Origin of the sequence: Chitinophaga filiformis (assembly GCF_021646545.1) — a bacterium.
Classification (GTDB): Bacteria; Bacteroidota; Bacteroidia; order Chitinophagales; family Chitinophagaceae; genus Chitinophaga; species Chitinophaga filiformis_A.
In genome coordinates this window covers 43,524-61,559 of the sequence record NZ_JAKIRP010000024.1, presented here as the reverse complement: position 1 = coordinate 61,559, position 18,036 = coordinate 43,524, and the positions used below count along the sequence as shown (strand labels likewise).

13 protein-coding genes are annotated in these 18,036 nt (G+C 48.9%); 5 read left to right on the top strand and 8 right to left on the bottom strand.

The features are described from left to right. Positions 1-55: 55 nt before the first annotated feature. The gene (locus L3C95_RS33105) at positions 56-958 is read left to right on the top strand and encodes a helix-turn-helix domain-containing protein (RefSeq protein WP_236394950.1); all 903 of its coding nucleotides are present in this window, start codon (positions 56-58) and stop codon (positions 956-958) included. A gap of 49 nt (positions 959-1,007) precedes the next feature. Here the strand turns inward: L3C95_RS33105 and L3C95_RS33100 are convergent, their stop codons facing one another. Then, positions 1,008-1,355: a winged helix-turn-helix transcriptional regulator gene (locus L3C95_RS33100; RefSeq protein WP_236394949.1), complete on the bottom strand. Its 348-nt coding sequence runs from the start codon at positions 1,353-1,355 to the stop codon at positions 1,008-1,010. A 215-nt stretch (positions 1,356-1,570) separates the two neighbouring features. Between L3C95_RS33100 and L3C95_RS33095 the strand changes: the two genes are divergently transcribed. After that, positions 1,571-2,530: an NADP-dependent oxidoreductase gene (locus L3C95_RS33095; RefSeq protein ID WP_236394948.1), complete on the top strand. Its 960-nt coding sequence runs from the start codon at positions 1,571-1,573 to the stop codon at positions 2,528-2,530. A 22-nt stretch (positions 2,531-2,552) separates the two neighbouring features. Here the strand turns inward: L3C95_RS33095 and L3C95_RS33090 are convergent, their stop codons facing one another. Continuing rightward, positions 2,553-3,137, bottom strand: a complete 585-nt coding sequence (locus tag L3C95_RS33090; RefSeq protein WP_236394947.1) for a TetR/AcrR family transcriptional regulator — start codon at positions 3,135-3,137, stop codon at positions 2,553-2,555. Positions 3,138-3,349: 212 nt separating this feature from the next. On the opposite strand from L3C95_RS33090, the gene L3C95_RS33085 reads away from it, so the two are divergent. The 3 genes from L3C95_RS33085 to L3C95_RS33075 all read left to right on the top strand — a co-directional run bounded on the left by L3C95_RS33085 (position 3,350) and on the right by L3C95_RS33075 (position 6,192). Next, complete coding sequence (locus L3C95_RS33085) at positions 3,350-4,096, top strand: 3-oxoacyl-ACP reductase family protein (RefSeq protein ID WP_236394946.1); 747 nt, start codon at positions 3,350-3,352, stop codon at positions 4,094-4,096. 635 nt (positions 4,097-4,731) lie between these two features. After that, a complete protein-coding gene (locus tag L3C95_RS33080) occupies positions 4,732-5,472 on the top strand; it encodes an alpha/beta fold hydrolase (protein ID WP_236394945.1) in 741 nt (246 codons plus the stop codon). A gap of 153 nt (positions 5,473-5,625) precedes the next feature. Continuing rightward, positions 5,626-6,192 carry a dihydrofolate reductase family protein gene (locus tag L3C95_RS33075; protein WP_236394944.1) on the top strand — a complete coding sequence of 189 codons (567 nt, stop codon included), beginning with the start codon at positions 5,626-5,628 and terminating at the stop codon, positions 6,190-6,192. Positions 6,193-6,263: 71 nt separating this feature from the next. Here L3C95_RS33075 and L3C95_RS33070 read toward each other — a convergent pair whose 3' ends face one another. The 6 genes from L3C95_RS33070 to L3C95_RS33045 are packed head-to-tail and all read right to left on the bottom strand — an operon-like array spanning position 6,264 to position 18,035. Next, on the bottom strand, positions 6,264-6,893 hold the full coding sequence (locus tag L3C95_RS33070; RefSeq protein WP_236394943.1) for a carboxypeptidase-like regulatory domain-containing protein: 630 nt from the start codon (positions 6,891-6,893) through the stop codon (positions 6,264-6,266). Positions 6,894-6,921: 28 nt separating this feature from the next. Then, the gene (locus L3C95_RS33065; protein ID WP_236394942.1) at positions 6,922-10,377 is read right to left on the bottom strand and encodes a DUF6519 domain-containing protein; all 3,456 of its coding nucleotides are present in this window, start codon (positions 10,375-10,377) and stop codon (positions 6,922-6,924) included. 8 nt (positions 10,378-10,385) lie between these two features. Next, complete coding sequence (locus L3C95_RS33060) at positions 10,386-12,650, bottom strand: hypothetical protein (RefSeq protein WP_236394941.1); 2,265 nt, start codon at positions 12,648-12,650, stop codon at positions 10,386-10,388. Then, positions 12,647-15,154: a hypothetical protein gene (locus L3C95_RS33055; RefSeq protein WP_236394940.1), complete on the bottom strand. Its 2,508-nt coding sequence runs from the start codon at positions 15,152-15,154 to the stop codon at positions 12,647-12,649. Before L3C95_RS33055 ends, L3C95_RS33060 begins: the two co-directional genes overlap by 4 nt. Then, positions 15,151-17,661: a hypothetical protein gene (locus L3C95_RS33050; RefSeq protein WP_236394939.1), complete on the bottom strand. Its 2,511-nt coding sequence runs from the start codon at positions 17,659-17,661 to the stop codon at positions 15,151-15,153. The genes L3C95_RS33055 and L3C95_RS33050 overlap by 4 nt, the downstream gene beginning before the upstream one ends. Next, positions 17,658-18,035, bottom strand: a complete 378-nt coding sequence (locus L3C95_RS33045; RefSeq protein ID WP_236394938.1) for a GPW/gp25 family protein — start codon at positions 18,033-18,035, stop codon at positions 17,658-17,660. Before L3C95_RS33045 ends, L3C95_RS33050 begins: the two co-directional genes overlap by 4 nt. Position 18,036: the final 1 nt, after the last annotated feature.

Genomic DNA, 18,036 nt, shown 5'->3' with positions numbered 1-18,036 from the left:
AGATTTTTTTGATATTAGCTATATATTTAACTTTAATACGGCGAATTCATTTTTTATGAAACCTCAGTTATTTGATTCCATTTCTGCTTTCCTTCGTATATTAGGTTTGCCGAAACCGCTGCATCCGCTGGTAAGCGTGTTGGAAAGTGTGCAAATAGAAGGGGCAAAGGAAAAACTGCCTGCTAACTTCCTGTTTGATTTCTATATTATCTCTTATAAAGCTGACCTGCCGGGCAAAATAAAATATGGTCAACATTATTACGACTTTGAAGAAGGTACTATGTTGTTTGTGGCCCCCGGTCAGGTAACCGCAGTAGAAGATGAGTTGCCAAATGCTGGTTATTCATTGCTCGTGCATCCTGATTTTTTCAGAAAGTATCCGCTTGGAAAGAATATCAACAAATTCGGCTTTTTTTCTTATTCGGCAAACGAAGCATTGCATCTTTCTGATAAAGAGAAAGGCATTATTATCAATATTTTTCAGAATTTGAACGATGAATTGAAAGAAAATATTGACAATTTCTCGCATGATCTTATCATTGCCCAAATTGAATTGCTGCTTACCTACTGTAATCGTTATTACAAGCGTCAGTTTATTACCCGCAGCAATGTAGTTAGCAATGACCTGTTGGACAACCTTGAACGACTATTGAACGAATATTTCGACACAGATTCACCACTGCAAAGGGGCTTGCCATCTGTACAATATCTGGCTGAACAACTTCATTATTCACCCAGGTATTTGAGCGACATGCTTCGGTCTCTGACGGGGCTGGCGGCCAATCAGCATATCCAGAACAAGATCATCGAAAAGGCCAAAGAAATTTTATCTATCAGTGACCTTTCGGTTGCAGAAATAGCCTATCGGTTGGGGTTTGAACATCCTCAATCATTCAATAAACTGTTCAAGCGAAAAACAAATCTGTCACCACTGGAGTTCCGGCAATCGTTTGGCTGATGAGCAGTAAAGCCTGCTTTGATCGATCAGTCATCGAAAAAAAGCGGCACTAATTCTGAACCAATATTTTCTTATGTTTTTTTCCCCATTCAATCATTTGCTTTATTAAAGCCCCGTATTCTTTTGCATATTCTGTAAACTCATATTCCACAATGACCGGAAGATCAGTATAGACCTTACGGGTGATCAGTTTGTTATCCTCCAGCTCTTTAAGGTTTCGGGAAAGCATCCGTGTTGTGATGCCGGGGATACTACGTTCTATATCCCGGAAACGTTTATTGCCGTTACAAATGGAGTAAATGATCGGCAGCTTCCATTTCCCTCCCACCACGAATATTGTATCCTGTAAAGCCTTTATATCGCTTTTATCGATTTCTGTTTTCTTACCCCTGGCCATAGTAATTCGGGCGCATTTATGTTTTGAATGTTGCAAAGCTATATCATTTCACCTTCTTTGGCAATTCGATGCCGTCTATGCTCTAAATCATTATTAATTGATTCTTAATTTGTTAAGAGACATTATTGGTATCATTGGTGATACTGGTTACAAAGTTATACCAGCCTCATTGTACTTTTGTTGCGTAAATAAAAACAAAGTTCAAATATTATTACATGAAGGCAATTGTTTTAAAGTCACAGGGAGATGTTGATCAACTGGCAGTCGCTGAACTCCCCATACCAAAGCCTCAAAAAGACGAAGTGCTAATCAAGGTGCATGCGATTGGTATAAATCCAACCGATGTATATGCAAGAAAAAACATCGGCTTAGATTACATTTTTAATAATGAAGATCCTAAAATACTGGGATGGGATGTATCTGGCGAGGTTGTATATCGCGGGGAAAATGTGACCACTTATAATTTAGGAGACGCTGTGTTTGGTTTATTGAATTTTCCCACCCATACCACACCGGGGCATGCAAAAGGATACGCAGAATATGTTATAGCCAGGACTAAAGATATAACGTTAAAGCCCGACAACATCACACATGAAGAGGCGGCCGCGGTGCCCATGGCTGCGTTGACCACCTGGCAACCGCTCAATAAAGTGCGAATTAAGCCAGGAGACAGAGTGTTCGTTACTGCTGCAGGCGGCGGAGTTGGTCACTTTGCGGTACAGATCGCCAGGCATTTCGGAGCTTATGTAATAGCGCTGGCTTCAGGTTCAAAGCGTGACCTTGTAACAGGGCTCGGCGCACATGAATTTATCGACTATCAAACTACTGACTTTCTTGACGTACTGGCACCTGTTGATTACGTTATTGAAGGACTTCGTGACGATCATGTAAGCAAAACCATGCGATTGGTAAAAAGCGGAGGAAAGTTATTGAGTTTGTGGACTAATGTTAATGGAAATACATGGGCGCAACAGGCAAAACAAAGGGGTATATATGCGTTCTACAACGCTGTAGAATCAAGTGGAGCAGATATGGCCGCCCTTGCCGATCTGTTAAGAAAGGGAATAGTTAAACCACACGTGTCGAAAGTTTTCAGACTGGAAGAAATACCATTGGCACACAAAGAAATTGAGAATAATCACACAACAGGTAAAATAGTTATAAGCCTTATCTAACCAACAATTACATTTGCAGATGTCAGGGCTTAAGTATAGCCAGTGAGTTTTTAATGATCGCCTCACAGGCGGCCCTGTCGGCACCAGCCTTTGTGGACACACTGATACCGGACAGACAGTTCACCAGGTAATCGGCTAATGCGGTTGGTTTGGCGATATTGGAGATCGATCCCTCCCTTTGCCCTCTCTTCACGAGACTCAATAGCGTGGCCCTGTTCGCTTCCATGCTCTCTTTAACTATGGCGATTATCTCAGTATCTTCATTCCCGAATTCAACGATCGAATTCACAAGGAAACATCCTTTTGGCATTGCATCCTCCAGGCAATTATCCACAGTGAACTCAAATATGTGACAGATAGCGCTCATAGCGTCTTTATAGCTGTGTGCAATATCGTTCAACGCTTTTGATGTCTGCTCCTGGTAACGCTCCAATGATTTTACAAACAGTGAATGCTTGTCACCATAAGTATTATATAAACTTGACCTGCTGATACCTAAATGCGTTACCAGCTCCTCCGGCGTCGTTGTCTTAAATCCCTGTCGGCGGAAAATGCCGACTGCTTTATCCAGCACCTCGCTTTCGTCAAAATTTCTTGATCTGGCCATCTTTGTTTAAATGCTTCATACAAATATACGAATTATGGAACTACAATTCCAATTATCATAGAAATGTAAATTTCCTCTGAAAAACCATTTATGGAACTACAATTCCAAAATAGTCTGTAATTTTGGAACTACAATTCCAAATAAACGCACAACTACTGCTTCCCATAAGAAGCTGGCGCTTGTGATACATCATAATTCTAAAACAAACAAGTATGTTGACATTAAATGAAAAAGTGGCTTTTGTGACCGGCGGTACCCGCGGCATGGGACTGGCAATCGTAAACCGTTTGGTCGCAGAGGGATCTGCTGTTGCCTTTACTTACGCGAAATCTGATGACAAGGCACAGGCGATCGTTGCGGAGATCAGGCAGCGTGGTGGCAAGGCTCTTGCGATCAAAGCCGATGCTGCAATAAAGAATGCCGTAGCAAACGCTATTGAAGAAGCGGCAAAGACCTTTGGAAAGATAGATATACTGGTTAATAACGCAGCAATTGCTGTAGCTGGGCCAATCGAGACTGCCGCAGATCGGTCTGCGGACTATGATCGTCAGATAGACGTAAACATTCGCGCTGTTGCAGAAGCGGTTAGAGCGGTACAAAAGTATATGCCGGACGGCGGGCGCATCATCAATATTGGCTCTGTTGGCGGGCGAAAGATCGGTACCCCGCACATGGCTGATTATGCGGCTACAAAAGCCGCTATTGAAGGCTTTAGCCGTGGCCTGGCCTGGGACTTCGCGCCGAGGAATATCACAGTAAATACCATAGAACCGGGTGCAATCGACACAGACATGATGCCGGCTGACCCTGCTGTACGTGAAGCTTTCATCAACGCAATACCGCTAAAGCGTCTCGGTAAGACTGAGGAAATAGCCGCTTTGGTTAATTTTCTCGCGGGACCTGAGTCTGGTTATATCACCGGAAGCAACATTGCTATAGACGGTGGTATACTGGCATGATCAGGTAATTGAGAAAAACATATCAGTCATGATAGACGTATCAACCCGTTTTTAAGGCGGCGATTACCTGTCTGAAAATATACTGATCTATTTGCAAAATATTAGATTGGAAGTTTTGCCACTGGGCACTTGGCGGAAGCCGGAGATAATATCCCCGGCTTTCCTGTTTACACCACTAGCGACACCTCTCTTACTCTATCCTGTTCCAAACCCATAAGACACCACCTTAAACTGGCGCTTAAAGTGTTCTTCCCCAATGCGTATATCATTTCAAGTTCGTCTTTCCGGAACGCTCCGCTTGCCCCTTCTTATTCAGCGATTCGAGGCAATTATGCAATAAGCCAAAATCAATAATTCGTGCAGGTTAGTTAGTCCTTCTCCTGGATACTTCTTTGCCAGGGCCGCCATCTTCCACTGTTTCCAAGATGACCCTATTTGAAAAATGGTATCATACTTGCCATAGGTAATATCTTCTGGCGGGCTCTCCTAAACTTTTTCAATAAGAAGTAGGGATAACCTGCAGAAAGGAACTTGTACCAGAGGGCAATCGTATTACAAAATGCTATGCTCTGAACGGGGGTAATATCGTAAACAACTATATTAAAAATGCCTGTCAGGCAAGAAGCGAGGAATCTATGACGCAAAGTGTGAAAGTGATTTTTTGGGGTTTATTTATGTTCAATGGCCTCATGGCTGGCGCTCAAACTCCGCAGAATACGGCAAAAAAAGAACAAAAGACAATTTATCTTTTTAGTGGTCTCGGGGCAGACTCAACGATATTTATGAACCTGAAACTTCCGGGGTATCACAAAGTTTACATAAGCTGGATTCCTGCGTTGCCAAAAGAATCAATAACACAATATGCAGGTAGGATCAAGAGCCAGATCACGGTTGAAAATCCAGATATTATCGGACTGTCTTTCGGAGGAATAGTTGCTGTGGAAGTAGCCAGGCAGATAAAGGTAGATAAAATGGTGCTCATTTCTTCAGTCAGAACAAAAAGTGAATTGAATAAGGTTCAGTTTTTTTTCATGAAATTGGGTTTTTATCGGATCATTCCCGGTCCATTAATACGACGCACCAATTTTCTCACCTATCAGTACTTTGGCGCCCGGTCCCAAAAAGATAAAAAGGCATTAACTCATTTATTGGAACATACAGATGCATCCTTTTTTCGTTGGGCACTGAGAAGTATTGCTTATTGGGATAATAAAGTGCCACCTGAGAGAACTATTCAAATACACGGCACGGCCGATAGAGTAATAACCAGCAGGCTTGTGCATCCTGATTATCGTATTAAAGGCGGAGGGCATCTCATGGTTTTTAATAAAGCGGACACTATTAGTAAAATTATCATGAATTATCTCTCTGAATAACATAGCCTTCGTTCCCGTCAGGTAAGGTAGCCGGATTTGTTTAATTATGACAGGAACAGCCCCGATAATTGTCCCAATTGGCCATTACTCAAGTCATATGCGAGTCGTAAGTTTGCGTTTAAATAATTACAATTAATCTATAACCAGGAGCGTATGCGTAAACTTGTTTCGTTTTTTCATGTTTCTTTGGATGGATATGTGGCCGGTCTTAACGGCGAAATGGATTGGATAAAAGTTGATGATGAGATATTTGAACATGTAGGTGAGCGTGTCAACGACAGTGACACCGCATTATATGGCCGCGTTACATGGCAAATGATGGAAGGCTACTGGCCTACTGCTGCCGACCAACCCAATGCCACCAGGCACGATATTGAGCATGCCGCCTGGTATAAGAACGCAAAAAAAATTGTGCTGTCCAAGAGTATGCAGGACGAACAGTTACCCGATACTACGTTCATCAGTGATGATGTAGAACATCATATAAAAGCAGTAAAGCAGCAGGCCGGTAAGGAGATCCTTATATTTGGCAGCCCTTCGGCAACACACTCATTATTGCAATACGATCTGATAGATGAATTCTGGCTGTTTGTCAACCCTGTTCTCCTGGGCAAGGGCATGCCTCTTTTCAAAAATGTATCTGAAACAACCCCACTCACATTGGTAAGCTCAAAGACCTTCTCCAATGGGGTTGTATGTATGCATTACAAGAAGGCTTAAGATACTTTTATAATCTTAATGCATTAGCGACGAATAATTTGCCAACAATAAAACTGTAATAAGGTAACAGATTACCTTATTACAGTTTCTTCGAAGGGCGGTGTACAGATAGCGCTCTTGTCTGCACCGATAAAAATGTCCCGATAATCTATCTTCCCCGCGGTTACCACAACCGGCTCTTTTTCAACATGCAATCTTTTCTTATTGGGATCAGTGACTGTGAGATACGGCAGTTGTCGCTGGAATTTCTCCACCAGGTCATCCTTTACTGTGATGATGTAATAGCCTCTTTCATCAGTACAACTGTAGCCCAAAGGTTCTAGCCCGTTGCCGCTGGCATCTGAAAGCGATACGGTCAGCTTTGCCAACGGTTTGCCACTACTGTCAAACACTCTTCCGTTCACCCGCCACCATGTGGATGCAAATGGTTCCGTTTTGACCTTTGCCCGAGTGGCTTCTGCCTTCAGGCCTTCCATCATGATCCCATTGTATGCTAACCTGGCTTCCAGTTTCTGTACCCTCGGATGATCTGGCCCATATTTTTTAGCCAAGCGGTCGCGTTCTTCCGCAAGGATCTGGCTATTAGCGTCCTGCAGTTGTGCGGCCTGATCCAGTTCTTCGGCACGTCTGCCTTCCAGTTCATCAAAAGTTTCATTGATCTTTTTCAGGTTATCCTGGTCTCTGAGTTTTCTGCTTGTCATGTTATTCACGTTTTAATAAAGGGGTTGATCATGCATCATAACTGGCAACCGGAACAGCCAGGCTATTTCCTATTGCTTTGGTTGTATCCGGGCAATTGGTGTTCACCAGGATAATATTGCCTTGGAAGATCCGTTTGTTGCCCAGTACGTGCAGACAGTGCGTGGCCTGGTTGCCGCTGCAGGTGTTCATATTGCCGTATGACAATAAGGAATATGCCGTAAAGGTAAAGCCGTCGGCAAACCTGTTATCATTCGAGCGTATGGTAAATCCGATCAGGTAAGTATTCAGTAATACAATGTCAAACGATGCCGGTTCTGTCATCAGAAAGGCGGCGCATTCTGACTGATTGCTGGTAAAGCCGATATCATCCAGGGAAACGATCATGTTTGCACTGGCAGCCAGTTCATTCGCAGTACTGCGCAGATCGAGGGTGGTCTGGTTGTCAGAAAACATCACCTTTCCGTTCGGCAGATATTCATAAGCTTTCAGTGCAGCACGTAATGCGGCATTGTTGACGTTGCTTTGTCCTGTGGTCGGATCTACATTCGCCATATTCTTCAGCGCCGCACCCAATGCAATTACCAGCAGATCTTTTGAAAGTCCCAGATTGAAAATGAACACATTACCTGCCAGTAAAGAATACACATTTCTCCGGTCTATTCCTTCAGACGTCAGCTGATTGCCTGATACTGATACTGGTCCGAAAGCCGTGATAAAAAGTGAATGTCCCAGCGGTTGTGTGACAATGTTTTCATGTACCCTGATAGCTGGTGTGCTGTCGAAAGAAGGCACATTTGTTTTTAACATGGCGGTGGAGTTTTCCGCTTTGAATGCCATTCTGATGATGATGCCGCCACGTATTCCCCTGAGCGCATCGCTGTTATCTTCTTTGGTACGTGGTCCGTTGTTCGTAATGCGGTTTTTGAAGATATCGATCTGTTCCCCGTACAGTATAAAGATACCACAAATGGGACGTTCATGGCTGATGCCGTTGTCTTCAATACGGTTCTCCTGGATGATACCCAGTTCGCAATATGCCAGTACAATACCGCCGAAAGCAACATTTGCCGGCGCCTCCTCCGGCGTCTGCAATGCGCAGTAACGGATGCTATTACGGTATATCATGATGTCTTCCGTCCGTATCCGCATCAGAGCGCCCGCAGCATCAATGCTGTTGAGCACACCGATGCCGGAAGTACCCATTTGCCGGATACGGTTCTCTTCTATCACGATTTCATATAAGGCGCCGGCTCCCTGCTGTTCATGTCCCAACGTAATACCGTTACCCCGGCCGCCAGTGATTTCGTTCTCCAGTACAAATACCTTCTCGGAGGTAGTGCCTATCTGTATACCGCCCAATGCTTCGTAATTCAACAATGAACCGGCAGGCACATAAGCAAATACATACTGGAATATCTTTTTGAGCTGCGCTTTAAAAAACGCATTGTTATTGTAGAATTTCCCCACGTTACGGCATGGATCAAATATGCCACCACCAGGGTCTTCGGGCCGCGGATCATTGGGATCGCGGTTGGGCGCAGGCACTACTACCAGGCGGTTACGTTCTATCAATACTTCATCCGCAAGTGCAAAGATCCCTGCCAGTCCCCGTACATCGTCAAGCATGCCGATATTGTTGTGGCAGATGTGTATGCCGTTATCACCCTGTTTACCCTCTGGCAGATGTACTCTGATGGCATGCACCAGTGCTACGATGGAGTTGTGGTTGATGGTGATGCGCCGGGTAAAGTCTTCTTCCCGCACATTGTCTTCCACCAATACAGCGATGCCTTCCAGTGCTACCATCGTCAGGTGATCGATCTGGATCCTGTCGGAAGAAGAGATCCGGAAGATGGGGAATCCGCGGTAATCACTATTCTGGTGCGGGCGTACGATACTTTGTTCACCGCAACCGCTGATCCTCACCTGACTACGGCCAATGATCTCAACATTGGCGTTATGAATACCGGGCAGTACACATATCTTTCCGCCGGCAGCAGGGAGGTTTTGCAGGGCTTCTTCGATAGAGTCAAAATCGCCGTGACTGCGGATGCCATCTCCCACGGTAAAAGTGCAACAGCATTCCTGGTCAGTAAGCGGACGGAAAGTTTTACGGCAATCGGTGATGATCTCTCCGGATACCTGTCCGCCGGTATTCACCCAACGAATGATGCCCAGCGGGGCAAAAAAGCGGCGAATGCCAAAGGGTGGCATACCTGCCTTCAATTCCCAGGGAACGATAATTTCGGGCGTTTCCGGCCTCACAGCAATGACCCAGTAGTCTGTTGCTACCCTGTCGGTACCATCAATGATCACTTGCAGCCCCGTCTTTCCCAAAGGAACGGCAATGCCGGGTGTAAACGGAATGGCTGCCAGCGACTCTATATCTGTTCCGCGGTTCCACACTCTCAGGAAGAAATATTGCTCATCTCCCGCCAGGTCTTCCGCATCTTCTCTTTCTTTCCAGGCGCTGCCGAAATTGGCGGGTAATGCGTCTACCAGTGTAAATTCAGTGTCGTCGGGATTATAAGAAGCGGCTACTTTCGTAATATGTCCCTGGAGCCCTGCCATTTTTTCTCCATTGGAGAGCACGGCCGACCATGGCAGTATTTCCACTACCTGGCCTGACAAGGGCCAGTGATACTGATCTTTCGGGGCAGTCAGCATCTTCACCCGGCCATTAGCGGCAACTGTCACACGGTACAGCGGAGCTGCGTTATCAAAGCCCCATGTGAGGTGATCTGCATCTATCAGTTCCACCCTGATGGCCTGATTCTCCGCGCCCAGGTAACCACCAGCCATAGCAGGTGTACAGAGGTCATCGGCAGGACCGCTCTCTGTAAAATCAGCAGTAAGGGTAACAGCTGGTATACGTTCGTATTTTGAGTTTACCGTACCCAGGTGGTCGGCAGTCCATTTCTGTTTGAGGAGTGTCCAGGCATCTGCACATTCGCTGGCGGTAAGATTCTCCTGTATCTGTACCCGGCGGGTGTTCCTTACGCGGGTAGTGGTATCGGGACCTGCCAGTGCTGCTTCGAATAAGGCGTCGTCTTCCACTGCGCTCACCGGTTGTTGCCAGGCTTCGAGGTAGATGAGGTCAAAGCGTTCCTGTCCCTCGGCAGGCAGTTCTGCCGGCAGTGGCGCCGGATTGATATCGGCAGGTTGCTGCAGCCAGTCCTTCTGCAGGCGATAGGTTTCGGGAGCATCCATCTCCAGCCGGAGGCCACCGAGGTGCAAGGTGCCTTCCCTGATATCAAAATCTGTCTGTCCGTCGGTAATACGCAGGTTTTCTACCCGGAAACCTTTATCCGGGCTGCCGAAGGGGCCGATAATATCCACGCGCGAACGGCGCTTTTCTTCGTTCTCTATACGCTCGTTCTCATTCCAGTCATCGTCCGTAAGTACGCGTCCCTGCTGCATACGAACGCTGGCGTAGTGTTTGCGTGGATCAAATGCCACCCTGGAGATATCAAATGTAGCCATGGCTTTAGTTATGTTTCATGAATAAAAGCTGGGATTAGCCCGAAGGGCATGTATTCGTCTATTTTGGCCCGTAAGCCGTCCAGCTTTACGGGGTTGAGCAAACTGTTAAAGGCGCCCATTTCACCGCCATTCTCCGCACCTGTGCGCAAAGGTTCCGGCGCTGTTTCACTCAGCTGGGCATAACTGTAATGCCCGAAGCGCCGGGAACTGAACCAGTGATTGGTGTCAACGCTGAAAAGATAAGATTCATAAGGACGTGGCAGGCGGCTAAAGGCTGGCGCTGCACTGAAGCGGAAGCAGCCATTCTGTGTATCTGTTACCGTAGAGGGCCCGGTGATGATGGTCTCTGTTGCCTGCAGGCGGTGTACGTTCACATTACCGAAGACGGTGCTACGTTGCAGTGTTACGGTGCCTGTATTCACGGCAATAGCGGGACTGGCTGCACTCACGGATTGTACGATGGAATCGCAGATGGTAATGGTTTCCACCGTACCGCCGTTACGGGCAATAACGGGGCCCATGATACTGTCTTCAATACATAATTGCTCTACAAATCCTTCGATGACCAGCGTTAGGGGGTGCAGTGTGCCTCCAAGAACGGTCGTATCTCCTCCGGGATCAAAAGTGCAATGACGAATATGGACCTTTTCATAATCGCCGCGGAGTATCACTTCCAGTGTACTATCAGCAGTAGCGCCTATCCACCAGCCGTCTATGATGAGTGTAGATTCTTCATTGGCGCCCGTGTTCAATATCCAGTTAGCTTCCAGTCGCAGGAAGGGGCGCTGGAGGTTTGCTGCACGGAATCCGAGTTGTTGTACACTAAGCTTGTCGGATACCGGTCCGTAGGTCTTGCTGTCGTTTATCTGTGTGATGCCATTGTTCAGTATATCTGCTGCGGCTAATACTCCCCCGCCCTGTTTCACCAGGTCAGGTGCCTGTTCTTCTGCTGTTGAACGTTCATAAGTACCCGCACCCAGGGGAGCAGCAAAACCGTAATGGTAGCTGACCGTCAGTTCATCGGGGTCTACCGCCGCATCCAGCCAGAGAAGGCGGCCTCTCTCCGGATCAATGGCCAGTCGTTTATTAGTTGGCCCGATAGCCCAGTTGTTTAGATTAGCTGCGGTAATGAATTCCGCAGTAATAATGCCAGCAGGCGGCGCACCGAGTGTAACAGCGAGGGAACCGGTATCTGGTGTGATGCCACCACCTTCAACAGCCAGGGCATTAGGTAAGAGCGCCTGTTTACCGCAGGCAGCAATGATTGCATAACGCAGGAGCGGGATATAAATACCTGGTGCCAGCAATTCCGCCTGGGTAGGTAAGGTAGCTAAAGTTGCTATCAGCCGTCCTTCTTCTCTGAACTGCCAGCCCCACAGACTGCGTAAATCTGCTGCAGCTCCCGGCAGCAGTCCATGATCGTTCACCAGTCGTTGTACCACTGCTTCACTGATCAGGTATTCGGCATGCGCCAGCAAACGGCAACGCATGGGCGCAGGCAGTTCCCATTCCAGGGCGGCATGCCATTCCTCCCAGTCTGCCGGCCGTCTGCGCCGGTTGAACAGTTGAATATCGCGACCGGAGGGGTCAAAGCAGAAACCCAGATCATCTCCTAAGGGAAAGGGCGTGACATTGGCTACCTTATAAGCGACCAGCCGGTAAATATGGAAATTGAGCCGGGGGATGCCATAACGGCCATCTTTACCCTGTTGCCTGCGGAAGTCGGCTGTATGGAAATATTCGTCAAAAGGACCTCCATTCAGCTCACTACCGCGTTCCCTGCGCAGGTCAGCCCAGCCACCCGGAGCCGTGCCGGTGAAAGGCCCTGAAAGCAAACCGGGAACGGTGTCCAGTCCATGCCTGGCTCTTGCCAGGCGTTGAAAGCTTTCTACCAGGCGGCCATCCCAGCCGGTGATATCGCTGATCAACTCTTCCAGTATGCGGGGCGTACCTTTGCGGCGGCGGTAGTAGATTGTTTTGGCTACATCCACCCGGCGTCCGCGTTTGTTTAAAGCGCTGATAAGACGAGTGCCCAGCAGGTCTGCTATATAGGGTACGGCCCAATCGCTGCACCACTCAATGAACTGGTCTTCCCAGAGGCGGTCTTCGCTGCGCCGTACAATTGCCGCCTGTTCTGCTATTACTTCCACGAGCGCACGCAGTACGCCGGGACGTTCGGCTATGCCGTCTTCATGACGGTAAATAGCCGGGATCATCTCCCAGAGTTTCTCCGCATAGTAGCGTTCAAAGCGATCGTCTGCCAATGTTTTCATACCAGGGAATTATTGTTTAGCTGTAATGCGTTCTCTTGTTCGAAATTGAAATACTTACCAGCGCCCGGTGTTTTGGCAAAGTCGTTAAAGGGCTTGCCATTCCAGTAAATACCGCTGACCGCCATGGCTCCCGGCACCGATAGTACGGCGGCAAATATGCGGCTACGGAACAACGAACGGCCAATGCCGATGTTTTCAGGGGCCAGTATGCCGCTTTTGATATTGGTGAGGTTTTCACGTACTCCTGCCAATACATCTGCTTCCAGATAACGCGGGTCGGTCTTCACAGCGATGGACAGTTTTGCCTTTGCGGCAGTAGCCTGCTCCACCTGAATGATGACCGCAGGATCGGATACGTTGCGTAATCGTTGTGAGAGCGCGGTTTCCAGTCCGGCTTCTCCCAGGTACCAGATATGCACTAATGCACACTGACGCACACCATGCCAGCGCCAGGCTGCCTGTACGCCTCTTACACCGGGCATAGAGAGCACTACGGCTTCCATGTCCTGTATAGATACCGCTCTGCCCAGTATCAGCGCTGATTTAGGCGCATATGTACGCATCCCCTCTGCAGGTTCGGCGTCGGCACCTCCGGCAGCTGATAAGGGATTATTCACACTCTGCAGCCCCTTAAACGGCCTGGCGATCTGGTTCACCGATCCTGCGGGAGGCGCTGCCTGTCCGGCGCCATGACGATACCAGGCCACCACATTATTCGCGCCTGTGGGAAGGCGCTGGCCGCGTACACCATCGCCGAAAGTGATGATCGAGTCGCCTTCATCATTCTGCCGTACAATGAAGACCTGGTCGTCCGGACGACGTCCATAGAACCCAGCTACTTCTGTCCAGCGCACACCGTCTACATAAATGGTCAGGGTACTTTTCACGCCCTGGTCATTCTCTGCTGTCGGAGAAGAGAGATATGTGAGTGGTTTCTTTTTGAGTTTAAACGCCTGGTTTATCTGTGATGCATTGCCACTGCCCAATACCTCGGCGTTGACCTGTTCACCTCTGCTGGCACTGATTACGTTACCGTACGCAGTAACCGGCAGTACGAGGCCCGGCTGCCAAGCCTCTCCCTGATCGGGTATCAGTGCGGCATTGGGAAAATCTATCCTGCCACTGATGGCAACACCCCGGTTGTTCTTATCACTTAATAAAAATGCATCAGGGTTCCGTTCTTCCACCGGCGTTTCTATCTGGCCTGTAAAAGCAAGCGGATCATCAGGTAGTAAGAGACTAGCAGGTTCGTCTGCAATGCCTCCGGCGAACTGCATACCATAATGCACGACCAGTGAAGCCCTGCTCGCATTCCCCCAGTTGGCAGCACCAGGCGCCTTACGGCCGGCGGCATTGATGCCTGCATCCAGCTTGAGGCGGGTAACGGGAACAGATATACCGGGCATATCAAAGCTGCTGCCGTTGATCTTGATCTTTCCGGCAGGCGTAGGTTGCCGGATCACTTCACTGGTACTGTTCACCTTGAACCAGCGTGCTTCCTGTCCTTTCTGCAGCAGGATATAACTGCCTGCTTTTATCTGGCGATATAAGCCGTCCAGTACCACACTATCCGAGGTGACAGATGCATTTTCATCATCAAAGATGGATGCTGCCAGATTGGAAACATTAGCGGAGGCGGATAGGAAAACAGCGCTTGAAATAATATTCAATGAAGCGTCCTCACCTGGGTTGGTCCAGAGCGAAGCTTCATGTAAGGGAGCGTATAAGTTCAGCCGCGACAACGGTGTGTTTGCTGCGAGTTTAAGTGGTTGGCTGAATGTCAGCTTCGTATAAACAGCACCGTCAGTAGCTGTGTAAGGCGATACTGCGGTTACGTGCAGGGCCTGATTCTGGGCGGAATTACCACTATCTGTCAGTAACAATACGTCTCCTTCCCTGATCGCTGTACGTGGCGTTATGAGCAGAAAAAGCGGGTTAGCGCTCAGTATTTTGCCGGGGCGGGGTGCACGGATATTCCAGCGGTTAGTGAGCGGATGGATCAGTGTGTCCTGGTCCAGTTCAAACACCTGCGGCGGCTGTCCGTTAAAGGCGGCAGACCTGAAGGCAGTACCTGCCGGCAGCACTACCGGTTGCCGGCCCTCTGCAAGGGCTGCCAGCTGAACGGTAGCACCTACTGCAGGACGGGGCAGATAACCGAGCAATGCCACCAACCTGCGTAAAGCAGCTCTCTGACTGGCAGTGCGCAGGTAGGTTTCCTGGGCAATCACTTTATCATAGAAGCTCAGTACATCACACACGTAAGCCCACATTTCAAGCAGCATCACACCGGTATCATCCTGTTTCCTGGCCTGCCAGGAAGCCAGTGGCGGCTTACTGCGGATCGCAAAAAGCATGGCCTGCCGGTACTCCGGGAAAGCGGCCAGTTGCCGGGGCAGTTCAATTAAGCCTGCATTGATACGCAGGGCCTGTGGATGTTCTACCCGGTCGCAGGGACAGGCAAATACGCTGTCTGCCGTGTTGGTATTATTACAATTACAACTCATGCTCCACCGTGTATATAGATTTTAAGAGAACCTCTTTCAGGAAATAAGGGATCATTCTCCACGCGGATGATGGTTTGCTGACCGGGATCATAAGACAAGTCAGTGAACATCTTCCAGCCAAACCATCCCCGTCGCCGGAAACGGATATATTCAATGGCCTGTACACCAGGCACCTGCTGTATATGCGCTTCGAGGGAAGAGCGTTCCAGTGGTGTACCAAATGTGAAATGATCAGGAGAAAAATAACCGGGCACGGGATTGATGCCGCCTTTTCCCAGCAGAGCTTCCAGGACAAGTGCTTTTACCTCGCCAGCATAGGCATGCGGCGCAGCACAGATCTCAATCTCTATATCCATATCAGCATAGACAGGATCCTGTATCAGGGCTTCCCGGCCTGCCTGTCTGAAACGGTCCAGTTGCTGCTGCAGGTTATTGCGATGCGCAGGCTCCAGCCCCACAGTGCCCAATGGATCGGGCGTTACAAAAGCAGAGAGCCAGCTGCCCGTCCAGCGAAAAACTGATCCTGCTCTTTGTACCCAGGGCAAACGTTCCGCTGCTTCTGCATAATCTTCCGGACGTACGGCGCGATAGGTAAGCGCGCGGAAAGCTTCAGGGGCCGACTGCCGCACTTCATCCGGCTTTTCAGGATCTATGCCGTTCAGGCCTTGTAAAGGGTTGGTAACGCTCTTTATAAAACTGAGATCAGCTAATGGCGGATCACAATCGCCGGGCTGCCGATCGTCTTTAATATATTTCAGCGACGCCTCCGGCACATTTCCCCTACGACCTCCACCCAGCCTGTAATCGACACGGAACACCGTTCCGCGGGCGGGTATCAGCCCAAATTCACCATCACCAAATCGGATGGTGACACCACCGCCTGAAGCATAGTCACGGTGTATCACTTCCTCACCTATCCGCTGATAACCTACCACCCGTTTCCAGGTGCCGTCATCCAGTGTATAGTCCCTGTCCTGGCTCTGGGAAGAATGTTCCCCTAACAGGGATCTCCGCCAGGTCCATTCTTCATCGGGTACCCAGCAAGTGCCATTAAATACAACGGATGTCAGTCTTATTTCAGGGCGTGCGTCATGCGGATCGTCTCCCAGCCATACCAATGGTTCATCAGCCGATAATGGCAATGAGCAGAGATAGGTTACCTCGCCCTCCCGCCCGTTACGTTCCACTGCGCTGTCTGCCGTTGGTACCACGGCCTGTTGAGCAGCCTCTTTCAGGGCATCCTGTTCTGTCTGTGAAAGCGCTGTTGCTTCAGCACCGGTGAGAAAATACAAGGTGTGGGTTTTACCGGCGGTGACAGGCAGTATATTACCACGTACGTGCAGCACCGTTAAGTCCATTTCAAAAGGCAGCGCCTGTGCAGACTCCCATACGAGATGGGTAATGTCTTCATCCAGCACAGGGTCTGTCGTATCGGTAACAGCTATCAGCCGCACCAGGTGTACGCGTGCGCGCTGTGCGGGATTGGTGGGAATGGTCTGCAGCAGTACCCATTTGCCAGGCGCCTGATCCTCGGGCAGATCATCAAAGGGGGTAAGATGGGCTTCATGATGTCCCTGTATGTACATATCTGTAGCACCGACTGGCAAACAAACCTTGTCTTCATCGATCAAATGCGGCAACAGGTCATTGCGATCAGCATCCACGGCATATGTTTTACCGGCGAATACTTCCTGTAGTCCGCGTCCTACTTCAAAGTCTATGCGGCTACCATTTTCTCCGGAGGCCCACACATCAGTACCGGCAGGGATCACACCACTCCCGGTTTCTGCTACGGTTACATCCAGCCAGGAAGTAGCTCCCAGGCCATCATGGATGTTATAATCCACCAGCAGGGCGTGCCTGCGCAGTGACCTTCGTTGTGTAGCCGTTTCAAGATAGGCCTCGCGGCCAACTTTATCCTGGTAATAAGCCATTTCATCTCCCAGGGCGCTCATCGCTTCTGTGAGCATGACACCTGCGTCTGCTTCAAGACGGTCCGGCCAATCCGGATACCGCTGTGAAGCAAAGTCAAGCAAGGACTGCCTGAAACTCCAGAAATCGCGGGCCAGGTAGTTGACAGGAAAGTCGACCGGCTCCTCCGGCGGACATTCATGTTCCGCAGGCTTGCAATCAAGATCCGAAGGACAGTTAGCCTTAAAGCTGAAAGTAATATCGTTGTAAAAGAGGTCTACCCTTGGATCGTCAATATACAGGCGATATAGCGTGAAATCGCCCGGATGCGGTACGGTGAGGCGAAGCACATCCTGTGCATCCACTGTGATCCAGCTAAGGGCGCTTACCGGCATATCCGGTACTGTTCCGGCAGGGTTATAGATACGTATCTGATCAGGCGTTAAGGTACCAGTAACAGGTACATCCAGGGTAGATGGAGAACGCAGGAAATATACGTCCAGTATCAGCTGACTGGTATGTATGTAGACGAAGTCTATCCCTGTTACACGGGACTGTGCCAGTAAAGCCTCTATACGATCGGGAGCGGTTATCATAACGTTACTTCAAGATTTAGATAATGGCGTTCCTGCCTGGCTTTGAGTATGTATACAATGCCCACTTCCAGTTTCTCATTGACGGAGGTTACTTTCACGTCCACGACACTTACCAGGTCTGCCATCCATTTTTCCAACGCCTGTGTTACGGCCACCTTTGTAAGATTGGCGCTTACTTCGCTATTGGGGGCGAATACCATACGGCGGATACCGCATCCGAAATCGGGGCGGTTGATCCGCTCACCAGGATTGGTAAATAACACCTGCAGCATCAGCTGTTTTACGTGCTGATCATAATTGTGTTCTTCCATCAGTGTACCCAGTCCCTGGTCTATCGCAAACGGATAGCGTATACTGCAAATGTGCTCTTTCATA